The organism is Pyxidicoccus sp. MSG2, from assembly GCF_026626705.1.
In the GTDB taxonomy this organism is placed as follows: Bacteria; Myxococcota; Myxococcia; order Myxococcales; family Myxococcaceae; genus Myxococcus.
Window position 1 is genome coordinate 10,480,643 of the sequence record NZ_JAPNKC010000001.1, and the last position, 17,525, is coordinate 10,498,167.

The 17,525-nt window shown below is 69.6% G+C and carries 15 protein-coding genes and 1 pseudogene; 6 read left to right on the forward strand and 10 right to left on the reverse strand.

What is annotated here, in order from left to right; all coding sequences use genetic code 11:
• Positions 1 to 15: 15 nt before the first annotated feature.
• Positions 16 to 1,632: pseudogene (locus tag OV427_RS40895) on the forward strand (ATP-binding protein); the annotation flags it as partial.
• A gap of 42 nt (positions 1,633 to 1,674) precedes the next feature.
• Here OV427_RS40895 and OV427_RS40900 read toward each other — a convergent pair.
• The gene (locus tag OV427_RS40900; RefSeq protein ID WP_267861647.1) at positions 1,675 to 3,861 is read right to left on the reverse strand and encodes a protein kinase domain-containing protein; all 2,187 of its coding nucleotides are present in this window, start codon (positions 3,859 to 3,861) and stop codon (positions 1,675 to 1,677) included.
• 69 nt (positions 3,862 to 3,930) lie between these two features.
• Positions 3,931 to 5,277 (reverse strand): trypsin-like peptidase domain-containing protein, encoded by a 1,347-nt coding sequence (locus tag OV427_RS40905; RefSeq protein WP_267861648.1) that lies wholly within the window; start codon positions 5,275 to 5,277, stop codon positions 3,931 to 3,933.
• Positions 5,278 to 5,526: 249 nt separating this feature from the next.
• On the opposite strand from OV427_RS40905, the gene OV427_RS40910 reads away from it, so the two are divergent.
• Complete coding sequence (locus tag OV427_RS40910; protein ID WP_267861649.1) at positions 5,527 to 6,540, forward strand: ATP-binding protein; 1,014 nt, start codon at positions 5,527 to 5,529, stop codon at positions 6,538 to 6,540.
• A gap of 9 nt (positions 6,541 to 6,549) precedes the next feature.
• Here the strand turns inward: OV427_RS40910 and OV427_RS40915 are convergent, their stop codons facing one another.
• From OV427_RS40915 to OV427_RS40930, 4 genes are all read right to left on the reverse strand, one after another.
• The gene (locus tag OV427_RS40915) at positions 6,550 to 7,587 is read right to left on the reverse strand and encodes an agmatinase family protein (RefSeq protein ID WP_267861650.1); all 1,038 of its coding nucleotides are present in this window, start codon (positions 7,585 to 7,587) and stop codon (positions 6,550 to 6,552) included.
• 47 nt (positions 7,588 to 7,634) lie between these two features.
• Entirely contained in the window at positions 7,635 to 8,873 is a 1,239-nt protein-coding gene (locus tag OV427_RS40920) for a DUF4215 domain-containing protein (RefSeq protein ID WP_267861651.1), read from the reverse strand.
• A gap of 11 nt (positions 8,874 to 8,884) precedes the next feature.
• Positions 8,885 to 9,808 carry a hypothetical protein gene (locus OV427_RS40925; RefSeq protein WP_267861652.1) on the reverse strand — a complete coding sequence of 308 codons (924 nt, stop codon included), beginning with the start codon at positions 9,806 to 9,808 and terminating at the stop codon, positions 8,885 to 8,887.
• 100 nt (positions 9,809 to 9,908) lie between these two features.
• Complete coding sequence (locus tag OV427_RS40930; RefSeq protein WP_267861653.1) at positions 9,909 to 12,740, reverse strand: serine/threonine-protein kinase; 2,832 nt, start codon at positions 12,738 to 12,740, stop codon at positions 9,909 to 9,911.
• A 334-nt stretch (positions 12,741 to 13,074) separates the two neighbouring features.
• Between OV427_RS40930 and OV427_RS40935 the strand changes: the two genes are divergently transcribed.
• Positions 13,075 to 13,293 carry a hypothetical protein gene (locus OV427_RS40935; protein ID WP_267861654.1) on the forward strand — a complete coding sequence of 73 codons (219 nt, stop codon included), beginning with the start codon at positions 13,075 to 13,077 and terminating at the stop codon, positions 13,291 to 13,293.
• Positions 13,294 to 13,299: 6 nt separating this feature from the next.
• On the opposite strand, the gene OV427_RS40940 is transcribed toward OV427_RS40935, so the two are convergent.
• Positions 13,300 to 14,289 (reverse strand): NAD(P)H-quinone oxidoreductase, encoded by a 990-nt coding sequence (locus OV427_RS40940; protein ID WP_267861655.1) that lies wholly within the window; start codon positions 14,287 to 14,289, stop codon positions 13,300 to 13,302.
• Positions 14,290 to 14,377: 88 nt separating this feature from the next.
• On the opposite strand from OV427_RS40940, the gene OV427_RS40945 reads away from it, so the two are divergent.
• Genes OV427_RS40945 through OV427_RS40955 form a run of 3 tightly spaced genes read left to right on the forward strand, consistent with a single transcriptional unit; the run spans position 14,378 to position 16,397 of the window.
• Positions 14,378 to 14,587 carry a DNA gyrase inhibitor YacG gene (locus OV427_RS40945; RefSeq protein ID WP_267861656.1) on the forward strand — a complete coding sequence of 70 codons (210 nt, stop codon included), beginning with the start codon at positions 14,378 to 14,380 and terminating at the stop codon, positions 14,585 to 14,587.
• Positions 14,584 to 15,315, forward strand: a complete 732-nt coding sequence (locus OV427_RS40950) for a tyrosine-protein phosphatase (protein WP_267861657.1) — start codon at positions 14,584 to 14,586, stop codon at positions 15,313 to 15,315. Before OV427_RS40945 ends, OV427_RS40950 begins: the two co-directional genes overlap by 4 nt.
• 17 nt (positions 15,316 to 15,332) lie before the next feature.
• The gene (locus OV427_RS40955; protein WP_267861658.1) at positions 15,333 to 16,397 is read left to right on the forward strand and encodes a lysylphosphatidylglycerol synthase transmembrane domain-containing protein; all 1,065 of its coding nucleotides are present in this window, start codon (positions 15,333 to 15,335) and stop codon (positions 16,395 to 16,397) included.
• Between the two features lie 75 nt (positions 16,398 to 16,472).
• On the opposite strand, the gene OV427_RS40960 is transcribed toward OV427_RS40955, so the two are convergent.
• The 3 genes from OV427_RS40960 to OV427_RS40970 all read right to left on the reverse strand — a co-directional run bounded on the left by OV427_RS40960 (position 16,473) and on the right by OV427_RS40970 (position 17,450).
• Positions 16,473 to 16,940 (reverse strand): hypothetical protein, encoded by a 468-nt coding sequence (locus tag OV427_RS40960; RefSeq protein WP_267861659.1) that lies wholly within the window; start codon positions 16,938 to 16,940, stop codon positions 16,473 to 16,475.
• Between the two features lie 85 nt (positions 16,941 to 17,025).
• Positions 17,026 to 17,196 carry a hypothetical protein gene (locus OV427_RS40965; protein ID WP_267861660.1) on the reverse strand — a complete coding sequence of 57 codons (171 nt, stop codon included), beginning with the start codon at positions 17,194 to 17,196 and terminating at the stop codon, positions 17,026 to 17,028.
• A complete protein-coding gene (locus tag OV427_RS40970) occupies positions 17,193 to 17,450 on the reverse strand; it encodes a ribbon-helix-helix domain-containing protein (protein ID WP_267861661.1) in 258 nt (85 codons plus the stop codon). Before OV427_RS40970 ends, OV427_RS40965 begins: the two co-directional genes overlap by 4 nt.
• Positions 17,451 to 17,525: the final 75 nt, after the last annotated feature.

Below are 17,525 nucleotides of genomic sequence, written 5' to 3' on the forward strand. Positions count from 1 at the left end.
GAGCGCGCCACCCAGCTCTCCGCCTTCGTCGCGGACGTCACACGAGTCGCCCGGGAGGTGGGCATCGAGGGGCGGCTCGGCGGACAGGTGGGGCTGAGGGAGCTGCCCGGCGCCTGGAGGGAGATTGCGGAGAGCGTGAATGTCCTCGCCGCCAGCCTCACCGCGCAGGTGCGCTGCCTCGCGAAGGTGAGCGTAGCCGTGGCGCGAGGAGACCTCTCGGAGAAGATCACCGTGGAGGTTCGCGGCGAGAGCCTCGCGCTCAAAAACACCATCAACACCATGGTGGACCAGCTCCAGACTTTCGCGGACGAAGTCACGCGCGTCGCGAAGGAGGTGGGCCCGGAAGGCAAGGGCGCGGAGCTGCCCACGGTGCCGGGCGTGTCCGGCGTGTGGAAGGACCTGACCGACAACCTGAGCTTCACGGAGCAGCTCGCGCTCGCGTCCCGGTACAAGAGCGAGTTCCTCGCGAACATGAGCCACGAGCTGCGCACGCCGCTCAACAGCCTGCTCATCCTCGCGAAGGTGCTCTCGGAGAACAAGGAACGCCACCTGAGCCTCAAGGAGGTGGAGTACGCGAAGACCATCCACGCCTCGGGCGCGGACCTGCTGGCGCTCATCAACGACATCCTCGACCTGTCGAAGGTGGAGGCCGGCAAGCTGCGCGTGGAGCCGTGCGACGTCCCGCTCTCCGAGCTGAAGTCCTTCGTCGAGCGGAACTTCACGCACGTGGCCGAGCACAAGGGGCTGGGCTTCCGCGTGACACTGTCTGCCTCGCTGCCCTACGGACTGCGCACGGACCCGCAGCGCTTGCAGCAGGTGCTCAAGAACCTGCTCTCCAATGCCTTCAAGTTCACCGACACCGGCCGCGTGGAGCTGCACGTCAAGCCGGTGGAGGACAGGGGCCGGCGCTTCGACAGCGAGCTGCTCGACCGTGCCGACCGTGTGCTGGCGTTCAGCGTGGTGGACAGCGGCATCGGCATTCCGAAGGACAAGCAGCACCTCATCTTCGAGGCGTTCCAGCAGGCGGACGGAGGCACCAGCCGCAAGTACGGAGGCACCGGCCTGGGACTGTCCATCAGCCGCGAGCTGGCGAGGCTGCTCGGCGGTGAGCTCCACGTGGAGAGCGAGCCGGGGAAGGGGAGCACCTTCACGCTGTTCCTGCCCAGGGTCTACGTCGGCCCGGAAGAGGCACAGCGCGAGGTCGCTCCGGTCGACGCGCGCCCGGAGCCGCTTGCACTCCCACTGCCGTCAGCCGCGCCTGCGCCGGAGCTCATGGGACGCAAGGTGCTCGTCGTGGACGACGACATCCGCAACATCTTCGCCCTGACCAGCATCCTCGAAGCACGCGGGCTGCAGGTGCTGCATGCGGAGAACGGAAGGGAGGGCATCAACACCCTGCATGCCCACCCGGACGTGAATGCCGTCCTCCTGGACGTGATGATGCCGGAGCTGGATGGCTACGAAACGATGCGCGCCATCCGCGAGGACCCGCGCTTCGCCACCCTGCGCATCATCGCCATCACCGCCAGGGCGCTGAAGGACGAGCGCGAGAAGTGCCTCGCCGCCGGGGCGAGCGACTACCTGACGAAGCCCGTGGACACCGAGCAGCTCCTCGCGCTGCTGAAGAGCTGACCCCGCGCCATATGTCACGGCGCGGGGCCTAGTGGACGCGCACTACTCCTCGGCGGGCGCCTCGAAGTCCACGTCGAAGGCGACGCGCTGACCGGCCTCCACCTTGAACGTCCGCTGCCAGCGCGAGTTGTTCACGACGACGAGGAGCTGGTGCGTGCCCTCGTAGAGGTCCAGCTCTTCCACGGGAGCGGCGCCCACGAGGCGGCCGTCGACGGTGACGATGGCTCCCTTCGGTGCGCGCACGGTGGCGAAGCCCTTGTTGAGGAAGTACTGCAGCGCGGTGCGGCCACCCGCCGGCACGGTGATGGTGCGCGTCACCTGGATGCCGAGCACCGGGTTGCTGAACGTCAGCACGTGCCGGCCCGCGGGCACGGACGCGGAGAGCGGCGTACGTCCCAGGTACTGCCCGGGGATGGACGCTTCCACGCGCGGCTCGACGGTGAGGTCCAGCATGCCCATCGGGATGCCCGCGTCCACGACGGCCACCTTGGTCACCGCTCCCGCGTCAGCGACGGCCTCCATCGGCGTCACGGACGCGGCACCCGCGTCGACCTCCGCCTCGATGTTGGAGGGCAGCCGCTGGAGCACGACCGCCGCCGCGCCGAGCGTCAGCACCAGGCCGGCGACCACCAGGCCCACCCAGGCGCGAGACGGCTTCGCCGAAGCAGCCGCGGCCGCGGGGGGAACGGGAGTCGCGGACGGGCCGCCCACCGGCAGTCCGCCAGCAGCAGGCGTCGAGCCCGAGCTGGCCGGAGCCACCGTTGCATTCGCACCCGTCGAGCCAGTTGAAGACGCAGCACCCCCAGAGACCTGGGCATGCGACCCACTGACCGGGCCCTGTGCGGAGGTACTCGCGGGCTGCGCGGTCGCGGCGCTCCCCGACAGCTGAGCATGAGACCCACTGGCCGGACCCTGCGCGGACGTCGCGGCAGGCACCACCTGGGCATGAGACCCACTGGCCGGACCCTGCGCGGACGTCGCGGCAGGCACCACCTGGGCATGAGACCCACTGGCCGGACCCTGCGCGGCCTCTGCACCACTCGGAACCTGCGCATGAGAGCCACTGGCGGGGCCCTGCGCGGACGTCGCGGCAGGAGCCACCTGTGCCTGCGAGCCCGTCGACGGACCCGAAGCCGTGGCCTCCGTGGAAGCACCAGGCTCGGAGCCCGCGCCCAGATTCACCGGCCCCGAAACAGAGAGCTGCCCCGGCAGCGCCGGCCACTTCGCGGGCAACACCCCTGGAGCCAGCGTCCCGCGAGCGAGGAACTCCGCCACCGCCGGAGGCGATACGCCCGCCTTCTGCATCACGTCCGCGATGCCGGCCTCAATCACCCTGCGCCGGGCCGCCCGCGCCTCGTGCTCGGGCGGGAAGTACTTCGACATGAACTCCGCGAACTGCGCATGCGTGGGCAGCGTGCCCACCGCCTCCACCAGCGCCTCGCGGAACGCGAGCGCCGACGGATACCGGTCATACGCGCGCTTCGTCGTGGCCTTGCGCACCACCGCGTCAATCTTCAGCGGCACGTCCTGCGGCAGCGGCGGCAGCGAGCGGTTCAGCACGGCCTTGTCCGGGTCCGCCGTCTCCTTGAACGGCATCTTCCCCGACAGGCTCTCGTGCAGCACGAGCCCCAGCAGGAACACGTCCGACTGCACGTTGACGGCCTCGCGGCCACCGAGCAGCTGCTCCGGAGCGCTGTACTTGCGCCGGTTCTTCACGCGCTTGCCGTCGCGCTCGCGCGGGGCCACACCGAGGGCGCCGTAGCCCGTCACCTTCGTCACGCCGCCGAAGGAGATCATCAGCGTCTCCGGGCGGATGTCGCCGTGCACCAGCGGCGTGCCGTCGTCATTGCCGGCGACGTGCGCGTAGTGCAGGCCCATGGCCGCGTCCGCGACGACGAGCGCGGCGAACTGCGGCGGCAGGCGGGGGTGGGCCTCCAGCAGGCGGCGCAGGGGCTCGCCGTCGGCGAACTCGGTGACGCGCGCCACGCCGCCGTCCTGCACGGCGAGGCCGTGGACGCGGAGGATGTTGGGGTGCTCGAAGACGAGCGCGCGCGACGTCTCACGCGTCAGCCGCGCCGTCATCTCCGGGTTCTGGGCAATCTCCTGCGGCGCCCAGATGAGCACCACGGAGCGGGGGGGCGCGCCGTCCTCCAGGGCAAGCCCGAGGAAGGCACGCGAGCCTTCCCCGGCCAGCAGGGGACCGAGGGACTGGTAACGGACGGAACTCATACGCCCCATCGTAGTGCGAGACGCGCTGGTCCAGAAATCCCGGACGACCCACCCCGGTTCCGAAACGCCCTAGAGGCCCTGTCCCTGCTGCTCGAAGGGCAGCGTGATGTGATAGCCGTACCGGCCCCGGCGCACGAGCAGCAACACGCTCCGTCCGCGTCGCGCCGTCAGCAGCGCCTCCCGGAACGCATCCGCCGTGGGCACCGGCTGGTTGTTCACCCGCAGGATGATGTCCCCTGGCTCCAGCCCCACCTCGGCCGCGCCCGAGTCCTGCCGCACGCCGGACACCGCCAGCACGCCCTTCACCTCCTTCACTCGCAGTCCCAGCCGCTCCCATGCCAGCCCCTCGACCATGCGAGCGGGGAACTCCAACGGCGTCACCTGGAGCGTGCGCGTGCCGCCGTCCCGGAAGAGGATCATGGGGAAGGGCGAGCGGGCAGGGTAGCCACGCACGCGGGTGTCGAAGTCCTCGGCGTCCTGGATGCGCGAGCCGCCCAACTCCGCCACCACGTCCCCGCGCTTCACGCCGGCCTGGGCCGCGGGGCTGCCGGGCTCCACGGTCGTCACCAGCGCCCCGTAGGCGCGGTCCCACCCGAGCTGCCGGGCCACGCGAGGCGGCAGGTCCACCGCGTCGATGCCCACCCACGCCGGGCGCACCTTCCCGAAGCGCGTCAGCTCATCGACGATGCGCCGCACCTTGTCCGCGGGAATCGCGAAGCCGATGCCCTGCGCACCGCCGCCGAAGATGGCGGTGTTGATTCCGATGATTTCCCCGTCCACGTTGAGCAGCGGGCCGCCCGAGTTGCCGGGGTTGATGGCCGCGTCCGTCTGGATGAAGTCGTTGTAGACGCGGTCGTCCGCGCGGAACGTGCGCCCCACCGCGGACACCACGCCGGCCGTCACCGTCTTGCTCAGGCCGAAGGGGCTGCCGATGGCCACCACCGTCTCGCCAATCATAAGGTCCGAGCTGGTGCCCAGCTTCGCGGTGGGCAGCGGCTCGCGCGCATTCACCTTCAGCACGGCGAGGTCATTGGCCGCGTCGCTGCCAATGACTTCCGCGTCGAACGAGCGCCCATCCGCCAGCACCACGTGGATGGCCGAGGCGCCGCGGATGACGTGGTCATTGGTGACGATGGTGCCGGACGCGTCGATGATGGCGCCGCTGCCCAGGCCCTCGATTTTCTGCCGCTCCTGCTCGCCGCCGCCCATGCCGCCGAAGAACTCCTCCAGCGGGGAGCGCCGGCCGCGGAAGCGCGACTCCACCTCCTGCTCGGTGCCGATGTAGACGACGGCCGGGGAGACCTTCTGCACCACCTCGACGATGGCGTCCCGGCGCCGGGCCAGGTCCGCGCTCGCGCTTCCCGAGACCAGCAGGACCACCCACAGCAGGCTCCACCTCATGACTCCAGGCTTCATTCCAACCCTCCGTGCGCCACCAGGGAGTGTCCGGGGCAGGACAACCCGACTGTCGGGAAGGCCGCAGCCCATCCCAGCGTCTCTGGTGGCGGTGCTCCGCTCTTCATAGATCAGTCCGCTCATCCGTGAACGATTGCATCTCCAGGATGCACGCGCTGGCCCCGGTGTCGCTGCGCCGTCGGGGGAGGCCGTTATCCTGGCAGCGCGCCGTCGAGTCGAGGCGCGCTGTAGCCGAGGGAGTGGAAGAGCATGAGTCTCGTCCTGGTCGCGGACGATGAGCCGGCGGTGTTGGAGGTCCTCAGCCAGGTGGTGGAGGACCTGGGCCACGACGTGCTGAGGGCCCGGGATGGCGAGGAGGCGCTCGGACTCGCGAGGGCCCGCCGGCCGCAGCTCGTGGTGACGGACCACATGATGCCGCGCCTGAGCGGTGTGGAATTGTGCCGCCGCCTCAAGCAGGAGGAGCAGCTCAAGGACGTGCCCATCATCCTCCTGAGCGCGGTGTTGCCGCAGGGTGCGCCGGAGGCCTCGGCCTTCCTCCACAAGCCCTTCGAAATCACCGACTTCGAGTCGCTCATCCGCCAGTCGCTCGCCAGCGCGCCGCGCCCGGAGCCCGTGGACGTGGGCTCGCCGGTGGAGGTGTTGGGGCAGTGGGTGGCGCAGACGCTCCAGGGCCCGCTGGACGCGGCACGCGCACAGCTCGAGCAACTGGAGGCAGTGCCCGCGGTGGACCGCGCGACACTGGCGTCCCTGGGCGCGCAGCTCCAGTCCCTGGAGGCGCTGGGGCGCGACCTGAGGGACGTGGCGCGGCTGGCGGCGGGCGGCCTGGCGCTCCAGCCCGTGGAGGCCGACCTGGCGCAGCACCTGCGCGGCGCGGTGGCCACGTGGCGGGCTCGCGCGCCGGTGACGTTGGTGGCGCCGTCGGAGCCGGTGTCCGTGCGGTTCGACCCGGAACGCATCCACCAGGTGTTCGACGTGCTGCTGGCGAACGCGTTGAAGCAGGACGGTGGCAGGGGCGAGGTGATGGTGGAGATGCAGGCCTCGCGCTCGCTGGTGACGGTGCTGGTGAGGGACACGGGGCCCGGCTTCCCGGAGGAGGAGGTGCCCCGGCTCTTCGCACCCTTCCAGACGGGGCCCGCGGGCGCAGCGGGCCTGGGGTTCTACGTGGCGTCGGAGCTGGCGCGGCTGCACGGCGGCGCGCTGTCCGCCGTGTCGCGCCCCGGGCATGGCTCCACGTTCAGCCTGCTGCTGCCGCGGGGCGGGTGACGCGGGCCCTCAGGCCTTCTGCGACTTCAGCATCCAGCCAATCATCTTGTAGAGCAGGCGGGCGCCGACGTTGCCGTCCCACTCGCCGCCCTCGGGGTCCGGAGACACCTCGGTCAGGTCGAAGCCGACGATGGTGCGGCCGGAGCGGACGACGCCGGAGATGAGCGCCACCGCCTCGGGGAAGGACAGGCCGCCCGGCACCGGGGTGCCCGTGTGCGGGCAGAGCGTGGGGTCCAACCCGTCGATGTCGAAGGACAGGTAGACCTGCTGGGGGAGCAGGGCGACCATTTCATCCACCTGGCGGTTCCAGGGGATGCCGTCGAAGCGCTTGTTCTGGAGGGTGGCGTCGAAGAAGCCGTGGACGCGGCCCTTGGAGTCCTCGATGTAGCGGTGCTCCTCCTGGCTCATGTCGCGCAGGCCCACCTGGACGAGCGTCTTCACGCCGGGGATGCGCTCGGCGACGTTGTACATGATGGACGCGTGGGACCAGGTGAAGCCCTCGTAGGCCACGCGCAGGTCGGCGTGCGCGTCCAGGTGGAGCACGCCCAGGCCGGGATACTTCTCCGCATGGGCGCGGATGATGCCGAAGGAGATGGAGTGGTCCCCGCCCACGGCGGCCACGCGCTTGCCCTGCTCCAACCAGTGCTTCGCGGTGCGGTAGACGTGCTCGTTCATCTGGTCGCAGAGCGCGTTGACGTCGTTGGCGGCCTTGAGCAGCTCGGCCTCGCCGGAGTGGATGCCGCCGGCCTCGATGACGACCTGGGCGCGCTCCTTGGCGCGGGTGTTCCAGTCGCGCAGCTCCGGGGACTCGTCGAGCATGGCGATGCCGCGCTCGTAGGGGCGGCCGGTTTCGACGTCGAAGAGGTCCACCTGGCGGCTGGCGTCGAGCACGGCGGCGGGGCCCTCGGAGGTGCCGCCGCCGTAGCTGGTGGTGGCCTCGAAGGGCACGGGGATGAGGACGACGTGGGCCTCGTCGGGCGAGTGCGGGAGGCCGAAGACGCCGGAGCCCGGCTGGGCGGCGGCGCTGGGGTCGAAGTGGGTAGCCATGGCCGCGCAGGATAAGGGGACCGGGCGGAGGCGCAACGGTCTTCAGTTCACCATGGCTTGGGCCTGCACATCTGCCTCTCGGTTTCTGGCACCTCCGGACACCACAGCCCATCCGCGCAGTCATCGTCGATCTTGCACCCTGTTCCCGCCGGGCAGTCTCTGGCGACACCTCCGCTCATGCCGTCCACCCTCAGGGATCTTTCATCAGAGGACTTGATGATGGGCTGATTCGCGAAGGAGCCATTCCGAGCAGCCTTGAGTTTAATTACATTCCATTCGCGCGTGACGATTAAATTAAAATCAGTTTCATCATCAATGGCTTTGGCGATGGCTATGGGGACCGCAAAATCCTTATCGATCTTCGGAATCGCGAGTCTCACATGGGCGGAGGCGACACCGCCTTCCGTGTTGAACTCAAAGATTTTTTGAATCGGGCCATCACTGATGACGAGGATCTCTCCATCGTGGATTTCGCCACCGGGCACCACGGTAATGATTCCGGTCGCAGGGCTGCTTCCCTGGACGTGTGAGCAGGAGGCATCACACGTTCCACAGGACAGGGAGTTGCCGTCATCGCATTCCTCTTTGCGCAGTCCCTGGGTGTTCAAGTCCCCATCACCACAGAATGCGATTTCACACGTGCGCCGACAGTCATCGCCGTCAAGCAGATTGCCGTCGTCACATTGCTCGCCGGGATCCAGGTAGCCATTTCCGCACTGGCGACCCGAGCTGCAGTCCCACCGGCAGTCATCCCCATCCAGATTGTTGCCGTCATCGCACCGCTCGTTGAAGTCGATGTATCCGTTTCCGCAGTACTCAGTGGACTTGCAGTCGGCGCTACACCCATCTCCATACTCGGTGTTGCCGTCGTCGCAGACCTCGTCGAGCACCTCGTCGACAATGGAGTTTCCGCAGTACTCAGTGGACTTGCAGTCGGCGCTACACCCATCTCCACCCTCGGTGTCGCCGTCATCGCAGAGCTCGTTCGCGGCGACGTCCATGATGCCGTTGCCGCAGGCCTCGGCGGACTCGCAGTTCCGACTGCAGCCATCGCCATCGATGATGTTTCCGTCGTCACACGACTCGCCTGTCTGGATGATGCCGTCACCACAGTCATCCTTGATGCACACGGCTTGCTGGGCGGCGCACTTCTGTCCGAAGGGACAGACCAGCCCCTCGGGACAGAGCGTGCTCTCGGGCTCTATGCAAGCCAGGAGTGTCAGACAGCAGAGTGCGAGCGTGAGGATGCTTCCCGCCCGCGCAGGGAACAGGGACTTTCGGCTCATGGGTGACCTCCTCAGAAACGGAACGCGCCCAGCACACCGCCAGCACCGGTGCCGACGAGCGGCGTGACAACCACTTCCTGCCCAACGTCTCGCGGCGAGCGGAGGTGTGGCTGGGCCCGGTTGAAATAGAGCATCAACACGCCGGTGGTCAGCGCCGCCCCGCCAACGGCATACGCGGCCACAGCGGCCTTCTGCAGGCCGGCGCCCTGGCTGTGCAGCCGCATGAGCTCGGCCTTGGCGATGCAGCCGCCGCACTGGTTGACGCCCTCGTCGAAGGTGTTGAACCGCGCCCGTGCCTGCTGATGGAGCAGCCCGCCTCCCGCGGCCACGGCCAGGCCCGACCCCATCACCGTCCAGGGAATCCAGGCCGCCCAGCGCCGCCGGTACTCGGTGAGCTCGGACGCGGTGTACACCTTGAGGGCGAACTGCTCCCGCTTGCCCGGCATCAGCGTCGGCGTCTTCTCAGTGGTCATGTACCCCTTCTTGAGCGCGACGAGGCTGTGCATGCCGGGGCGCATCAGCCCCTGGAAGCGGCCGGGCGCGATGAACAGCAACTGGCCATCCATTGTCACCGTGGTGTCTGCCTGGTCGCAGGAGACATCCACCCAGGTGAGCTGCTGTTCCAGGAGCTTCCTGTAGTCGAGCGCGTGCTCGAACCTGTTCACGTCCAGGGGCTCCGGCCCGTGCCGCATCGCCGCCACCAGGTGCTCGTGGACTTCGACGGGCTGGTCCAGGTTCATCAGCGCGAGCGCCAGATTGTAGTGGATGGCCGGGTGGTTCCAGTGCTGGAGCGCCTGCCGGTAATGCCGGCTGGCCTCGACGAAGAAGGACTCCTTCAGTCGCTCGTTGCCTTCCTGGAACAAGGCCTGCGCTGTCTGCTGATCCCCCGGAGCGACTCCCAGTGCCCAGGGCCGGTTCTTCCCGACGTCGAGCACGTTCGGCGCATTCTGTGCGAGAGCGGAGGGGGCCCACAGCGCCATCCACGCCATCGCCACGAAAGACAGGACAGGATTCTTCGTTCCTTTCACGGGAGCCTCACTTCAAGAGTTCGATGAACCGACTGCCGAGCGCGGCTTCGATTCGCCGGGCCCGCTCCTGCTCACGGCGCAACAGGAGCTCGGCTTCTTCCCGGGCCTCTCGTGCCGCGGCGGCGCTGTTCTCGGCGCGCACCTTCGCGAATCGGGCCCGCAGCTGTGCGCGCTGAGCCCTCTTCAATGCGGAACGCAGCGCATCGTTCTTTTGAAACAGCTCGAGGTTCGTGAGCTCGACCTGGGCATTGGCTGTCTCGGCCTGGTGCTGGGCCTGCCTGCGTTCCAGCTCCTTGGCCTGTACCTCCGCCAGGTGCTGTTTCGCTTCCGCTTCGGCGCCTCGAGCCATGGACTCGGCGGTGCGCGCCGCGGCTTCGGCGTGCAGGGCCAGGCGGGCCTGTCGTTCGGCCTCGCGCCGCGCGTTGCCGATGACGACCAGTGCCACCGCCGCCGCGACGACCAACAGCAGGAGGAGGGCCGTCGTCCCCACGAGCACCGCCCGTCTGAGCCTCGCCGCCCGCGCCGAGCCCGCGAAGACCGCGTCGAGGAAGGCCTGCTGAAGCTGTGGCAGCTCTCCCCGGTAGCGACGCTGGAAGCGCCGAGCTTCATCCACCATCTCCCCGCGCCAGAGCAGACCGCTGTCGCGGCTCTTGGCCTCCCATTGGCGTGCGGCATTGCGGAGCTGGTCCAGGAAGGCCGCGTGCTCCTGCCCCTCCTCGAGCCAGCGGAGGAGGGTGGGCCAGCCGAGGATGAGGGACTCGTGCACCAGCTCCACCGAAGCGCCACTGGAACCCGCTCCCGTCTGGATGACCAGCAGTCGCGCCTGGACGAGTTGGTCGACCAGTCGCTGCACGTCCTCGCCCTCTCGGGACAGCTCGCGCAGTTCCTCCAGCGAAACGATGGCGCGCGTGCGCTCCGGTGTGACGAGGCGGAGGAACACGGCCCGTGCCAGCAGGTGCTCCTGGGAAGACAGCCCGGAGAGGACGCCATCGGCATGGGTGGCGAGCGCGCCGGTGATGCCTCCGAGCTTCTGATAGGCGCTCTCGGTGAGCAGCCGGTGGGGCGTGTCCCGGGCTTCCCAGAGCCGGGTGGCGGCGAACTGCAGCAGGGGCAGCGCTCCGGGCGCGGCCTCCAGGTGCCCGAGCATCTGGTCGACCATGGCCGGAGTCTCGAAGCGGTACCCGGCCAGCTCCGCCGGCTGCACGAGCGCGTCACGAAGCCCCTCGCGCTGGGGGCTGCCGAGGAAGAAGAGGCCCTGGCCCAACTCGGCCATGAAGCGCTCGTCCTCGGAGATGCGGTCGAGGAAGTCGGAGCGGAGCGAGAGGACGACACGGATGGGGGAGGTGGCATCGTCCGCGATGCCGGAGAGGCAGGCGGTGAAGGCCCGGCGCTCGCTGGCGTCGGGCACCAGGGTGTACAGCTCCTCGAACTGGTCGACGAAGAGGAGGATGCGCCGGCGCTCGCGGCGGGCCCGGCTGCGCAGCACCGCGCCCACGTAGCCGGGCTGGGAGCGCAGATGGTCGGTGAGCTGCTGTTGTTTGCGGATGTCCTCCTCCACCGAGGGAGAGGAGGTGACGAAGGGCGCCACCAGGCTGGCCAGGGCCGCCAGGGGATGGCGACCCGGGCGGATGATGAAGGACTCCCAGGGCTCGCCCGAGCGCTTGAGGACGGGCATCAGGCCGGCGCGGATGAACGAGGACTTGCCCGCGCCCGAGGGGCCGACGACGGCCAGCAGCGGCCGGTCCTGGATGCGGTGGACCAGCGCGGCGGTCTCCTTGGCGCGGCCGAAGAAGCGGTTCGCGTCCGCCTCCTGGAAGGAGCTGAGGCCCGCGTAGGGGTTCTCGTCGAGGCGGAGCTCCCGGGTGTACCGCCCGGGCAGGAAGGGCTCCAGGGCGCGCAGCAGCGAGAGGGCATCCGGGAAGCGCTCCTCCTTGTGTTTGAGCAGGCAGCGGTCCACCACGGCGGCCAGCGCCACGGGCGTGTCCGGCGCCACGTCACGCAAGCGCGGCATGGGCTCGTCGAGCACGCCGGTAATCATGAGCTGCGGTCCGGAGAGCGGCTCCAGCGGATGCCTGCCCGCGAGCATGCGGAAAAGCATGATGCCCACCGCCCAGATGTCCGTCCGGTGGTCGATGGCGACGCCATTGCCCCACTGCTCCGGAGACATGTACGGCAGCGTGCCGAGCAGGGCGCCCTGGCGTGTGAGATTGCCGGCGTCCTCGCGTGAGCCGGTGACGGAGCGCGGGTAGAGCTCCGCGAGGATCGCCCTGGGCGAGGTCTCCCCGTGGGACTCGTCGGTCTGGAGCACCTTGGCGATGCCGAAATCCAGCACCTTGATGGTGCCCGAGTCGGTGACGAGGATGTTCTCGGGCTTGAGGTCCCGGTGGACGATCTTCTGCGCGTGGGCGCAGGCAAGGGCTCGCACCACGGGGACCATCAATTCCACGGCCCGCGCTGGCGGCAGGCGTGGGCTGCCCTTGAGGAGCCTGTTGAGGGGCTGGCCCTGGAGGAACTCCAGGACCATGTATGGGCTTGCGCCGACCTCGCCGACCTCATGGATGATGACGATGTTCTCGTGGCTGCACCGCGCGGTGGCGCGCGCCTCGATGAGGAATCGGCGGGTGAATTGCGAATCCTGCGTGTGCAGGAGCTTGATGGCCACGCGGCGGCCGAGCCTCGTGTCGCGCGCGAGGAAGACGGTGCCCATTCCGCCACTGCCGAGCTGGCGGATGAGCTCGTAGTGATGGATGCGCGTGCCGGGCCCGGGCTGACCGGGGGCCGGCGGGGGCTTGCTGGGCGCGGGAGTGCCGCGAGGAGCGATGGCCTCGTTCGTGTTCATATCGGGTGGGTCCCCTTCGGAGCGCACGACGGCTGCAAGGGATTGAGGGTTGTCGGCGCCTCGGCGAGGGGTGCCAAGGCCAGAGGTCATGGGGCTGCGGGGATGACCTGGGAGCTTCGACGCCCATGATGGCAACGCCTGCTTCCCTGCCTAACTGAACGCAAGGGTGGAGCAGTGTCGCCTGCGTGGCGTCACGGGCGCCGAGGCCCTACCGGCAATGACAGACATGGGCGCGCGCCCGTAGGCCGACACTTCGTTGCCCTGGAGGGGGCGTGGCCCCTCGCGCGGCGCATGCGCACTCCTGTGCCTTCTCAACACTCACTGAGGGGGACACATGAATGCTGTCGATGGTGCCGTGCGGAAGGCCCTGAGCACCCTGAACTCGAATACCAGCGCCGAGACCCACTTCCTCAACTCACTGAAGCCGGAGGATCGTCCGAAAGCCGAGGCGCAGTTGATGTTGCAGAAGCAGCAGGAGGTGACCGCGTTCATCAGCAACATGCTCAAGAAACTGCATGAGATATCGATGTCCGTCATCAACAACATCAAGTAGGCCGGCTCACTCCCACTGCACCACGAGCTTGCCCACGGAGTCGTTGCGCTCCATGCGTTCCAAGGCCTGACGCAGTTCGGCCATGGGCAGCACCGCGTCCACCACCGGCTTCAGCGCGCCGGTGCGGAACAAGGGCAACAGGTGCCGCTCCGCGCTCTGCGTCAGCGCCATCTTCTCCTCCAGCGGGCGACTGCGGAGCACGGTGCCGGTGACGCGCAGGCGCTTCATCAAGAACATCCCCAGGTTCACCTCCGTGTGGACTCCCGCCACCAGGCCGACGAGCATCATCCGCCCGCGCGGCGCGAGCGCATTCATCGACTCGGACAGGTAGTCGCCGCCCACCAGGTCCAGGCACAGGTCCGCGCCCCGGCCGCCCGTCTCCGCGCGCACCGCGTCCGCGAAGCTCGGCGGTGAGGACTGACACAGCACCGTGCGCGTCACGCCCCACTCGGAGGCCCGCGCCAGCTTGGCCTCGCTGCGCCCCGTGCCCACCACGCGCGCGCCCGCGGCCCGGCACAGCAGCGCCGCCGCCGAGCCCACGCCGCTGGCCACCGCGTGAATCAGCACCGTCTCCCCGGGCTTCAATTCCCCCTGGAGCACCAGCGCGTCGTACGCCGTCAGGTACGCCTCCGGCAGCGCCGCCGCATCCGCGAAGTCCATGCCCTCCGGCATCGGCAGCGCCTCGCGCTCGTGCGTGACGAGCGACTCCGCCCACGCGCCGCCGCCCACCAGCCCCATCACCCGGTCGCCGACCTTGAAGCGCCGCGTGCGCGGGCCCACGGCCGTCACCTCGCCCGCGTACTCCAGGCCCGGCACGTCCGGTGGCACGTCCGGCGTGGCGGCGTAGAGGCCTCGAATCTGCAGCAGGTCCGCCCGGTTCAGCGCGGAGGCGCGCACGCGCACGCGCAGCTCGCCGGGGCCGGGCTCGGGCTCGGGGCGCTCCTCCAGGGCAAGCACTTCGGGACCACCGGGCTCGGTGATGCGCTGGACCTTCATGGCGGAGACCTCCTCTGGCGCTGGAGGCCGGGCACGAAACATCCTGGCCCGCGCGAGCGTCAACGCTTATCTAGTGAGCACGCCCATCATGCCCGCCACGAAGTGTTCCATCTGCCAGAAGCCCGTTGCTCCCCGCGCGGAGAACGCCTCCTTCCCCTTCTGCTCCCGCCGCTGCCGCGCCGTGGACCTCGGCCGCTGGCTGGGCGAGGAGTACCGCGTGCCCGACCGCCAGGCGGATGAGCAGGAGGACGAGCTGCCCTCCGCCCATCACCCTGACCGGCAGGGCGGAGACGCGTGAGCGGCTTCGTCGACCTGCACTGCCACCTGCTGCCCGGGGTGGATGACGGCGCCCGCTCCCTCGAGGATGCACTGGAGATGGCGCGCGCCCTGGTCGACCTCGGCTTCTCCACCGTCGCCCCCAGCCCCCACGCCCGTCCCGAGTACGCCCCCGTCGACGTGGTGGACGCGAAGCGCGCGGAGCTGGCCGCCGCCCTGGAGCGAGAGCGCATCCCCCTGACGCTGGGGCGCAACGCGGAGAACGTGCTCGACGATGCCTTCCTGCGCGGCCTGGGCACCCCGTCCGCGCGCACGCTGGGCCCCGGGCGCTACGCGCTGGTGGAGCTGCCCTACACCGCCCCCGTGCCGGCCCTTCCGGACATCCTCTTCCGCATCCGGACCAAGGGCGTGGTGCCGCTGCTGGCGCACCCCGAGCGCTGCCTGGAGTTCGAGCGCAAGGGCCGCGCGGCGGAGGCCGTCCGGGCGGGGGCGCTGCTCCAGCTCGACGTGGGGGCGCTCACCGGCCGCTATGGCCCCATGCCGAAGAAGCTCGCCCGCGCCTTCCTGGACGACGGCCTGTACGCTGTGGCCGCCACGGACCTGCACGCCCCGGTGGGAGCCCGGGATTGGGTGGGTCGCTCGCTGGCGGAGCTGCGGAGCAGGGCAGGGGAGCAGGCCTTCGTCCGGCTCATGCGGGAGCACCCCTCCCGGCTGCTCGCGGGAGAGTCGCTGGAGTCTGACCCGGACTGACGGTATACCCGGCCGCCGTGAAACGCGCCGTCAAGCTGCTGGCCAGTCTGCTGGTCACCTTCCTCTTCATGTGGTGGGCCTTCCGTGACACGGACTGGGCCACCCAGGTTGCCAGCCTCAAGGCGGCCAACTACGCGTGGCTGGTGCCGTACTTCGGCTGCCTCCTCGCCATCCACCTGTTCCGCACGCTGCGGTGGGGGTGCCTGCTGTCGGGCCTGGAGAAGGTGCCCTTCCGCAAGCTCAACGAGGCCTCCGGCATCGGCTTCATGATGTTGCTGGTACTGCCCTTCCGTCTGGGCGAGTTCGCACGGCCCTTCCTCATCGCCCAGCGCAGCTCCATCCGCCGCAGCGCCGCCATGACGTCCGTGGTGCTGGAGCGAATCGTCGACGGCCTCTTCGTCGCGGCGATGATGCGCGGACTGCTCTTCTTCGTCCCCACCGAGACGCCCGAGGTCCGCTACGTCAAGTGGGGCTCCTGGGTGCTGTTCGGCGTGTTCGGCGGCGGGCTCGCGTTCCTCCTCTTCGGCCTCTGGCAGCAGGAGCGCACGGTGCGGCTGGTGCGCGCCACGGTGGGCCGCTTCGCCCCGGGCGTGGCCCACAAGGTGGCGGACATCGTCGATACCTTCGTCGGCGCCATGCGGCAGCTCCCCGACGGCAAGCACATCGCGCTCTTCTTCCTCTACACGGCGCTGTACTGGGGGGTGAACGGGTTCGGCATGGCCCTGCTCGCCAACGCCTTTGACTGTTCGGGCGCGGCGGTGGGCACGGCCTGCCAGCCGATGACCCTGTCCTTCTTCCAGGCCTACGTCGTGCTCGGCGTGCTGGTGGTGGGGCTGATGATTCCCGCGGCGCCGGGGATGATGGGCACCTTCCAGGCCGCCACCAAGGTGGGCCTCGGCCTCTTCCTCCCGGCGGCGGTGGTGAACGCCAGCGGGCTCGCCTACGCCAACGTCATGTGGCTGTGCCAGACGGTGCAGCAGGTGGGGCTGGGCCTCATCCTGCTCTCCGTCGGCCACCTGTCCTTCAAGGACATCGCCGGCAAGCTGGACAAGGAAGGCGAGGCCGCGGCGCCCTCCGCCTGACGGGGCCCGTGAAACGCCACGGGGCCGCGGCGAACCTTCGCGCGCGGCCCCGGGACTGTCGGAACGGCGGGTGACTCAAGGCGCCGGCGTGGTGGCCTGCTCGGACTTCTCGGGCGCCGCTTCCTTGCCCGTCACCATGCCCTTCACCTTCTTCACGGCGGAGGACGGGTCGATGTTGCCCTTGTAGGTGCCGAAGGGCGTGTCGATTTCCTGCTCGCGCTTCTCCTTGGACGCGTAGCCCTCGGGCGTGCAGAGCGCCCTCGAGGTGTCGCGCACGGAGACGATGGGCGTGTCCACCGAGGTGGTGTCCTCGGAGGTGGCCTTGGAGACCACCTTGTCCTCGCGCATGAGCACGCAGCGGTCCTCGCCGTAGTACCAGGCGGTGGACTTGTCGGGGAACTCCTGCGCGCGCGAGGGGCCGTTCCCCATCGCCTCCACGACCTGCTGGGACGACATGCCGGGGTAGAGCTTGTCGAAGCCACCCGAGGTCGCACAGCCGGCGGCGGCGAAGGCCAGGGTGGCCGTCAGGAAGGGAAGACGCATGGGGTGTGGGGACTCCTGTGAGAGGGGAGCCCCCAGCGTACCGCGTCCCGTGGACCGGCCTCCAGGGAGGGGCCGGCCTCGGGGCTCACAGCTCCTGGTCGAGCCAGCGGACGATGGCGTCGCGGATGGAGGCCGGCCGCTCGGAGGCCAGGCGGGTGCGCGGCGTGCGCACGGCGTCCGAGTCGCGCACGAGCGCGGCGGGAGCGGGCTCGCGGGTGCGCGGGGACGAGCGCGGCGAGAGGGCGACGGCGCTCATGACTGGCCTTCCTCCTTGGCGGCGCCGCGGCCGTACTTGCCGAGCAGGTCATCCACGGCTTCGCGGAGGTACTCGCTCTGGTGGATGCGGGTGCGCCGGGCCAGCTCGCGGAGCTTCTGGACCTGCTCCTCCGGCACCAGGACGTGGGTGGAGACGATGTCGGCCTCGGGGCCGCGCGCGTCGACTTGCGCCTCGGCGGCCGCCGGCGACGATGGAGCCTCGGGGCTCAGGGGGCTGGCGCTTCCATCCTGCATCGGACTTCCTCCGGGCGTGGCTGCTACAGGCCGCTACCGACCTGTCCGCGGCATTAGGCGGGCGGTCCGGACTTC

What these genes read in the sequence shown, in the direction of transcription:
- OV427_RS40900 (WP_267861647.1), bottom strand. Translation starts at nt 3,861, where the DNA reads ATGAGTTCCGTCCGTTACCAGTCCCTCGGTCCCCTGCTGGCCGGGGAA.
- OV427_RS40965 (WP_267861660.1), bottom strand. Translation starts at nt 17,196, where the DNA reads ATGAGCGCCGTCGCCCTCTCGCCGCGCTCGTCCCCGCGCACCCGCGAG.
- OV427_RS40920 (WP_267861651.1), bottom strand. Translation starts at nt 8,873, where the DNA reads ATGAGCCGAAAGTCCCTGTTCCCTGCGCGGGCGGGAAGCATCCTCACG.
- OV427_RS40940 (WP_267861655.1), bottom strand. Translation starts at nt 14,289, where the DNA reads ATGAAGGTCCAGCGCATCACCGAGCCCGGTGGTCCCGAAGTGCTTGCC.
- OV427_RS40905 (WP_267861648.1), bottom strand. Translation starts at nt 5,277, where the DNA reads ATGAAGCCTGGAGTCATGAGGTGGAGCCTGCTGTGGGTGGTCCTGCTG.
- OV427_RS40960 (WP_267861659.1), bottom strand. Translation starts at nt 16,940, where the DNA reads ATGCGTCTTCCCTTCCTGACGGCCACCCTGGCCTTCGCCGCCGCCGGC.
- OV427_RS40970 (WP_267861661.1), bottom strand. Translation starts at nt 17,450, where the DNA reads ATGCAGGATGGAAGCGCCAGCCCCCTGAGCCCCGAGGCTCCATCGTCG.
- OV427_RS40915 (WP_267861650.1), bottom strand. Translation starts at nt 7,587, where the DNA reads ATGGCTACCCACTTCGACCCCAGCGCCGCCGCCCAGCCGGGCTCCGGC.
- OV427_RS40945 (WP_267861656.1), top strand. Translation starts at nt 14,378, where the DNA reads ATGCCCGCCACGAAGTGTTCCATCTGCCAGAAGCCCGTTGCTCCCCGC.
- OV427_RS40910 (WP_267861649.1), top strand. Translation starts at nt 5,527, where the DNA reads ATGAGTCTCGTCCTGGTCGCGGACGATGAGCCGGCGGTGTTGGAGGTC.
- OV427_RS40935 (WP_267861654.1), top strand. Translation starts at nt 13,075, where the DNA reads ATGAATGCTGTCGATGGTGCCGTGCGGAAGGCCCTGAGCACCCTGAAC.
- OV427_RS40930 (WP_267861653.1), bottom strand. Translation starts at nt 12,740, where the DNA reads ATGAACACGAACGAGGCCATCGCTCCTCGCGGCACTCCCGCGCCCAGC.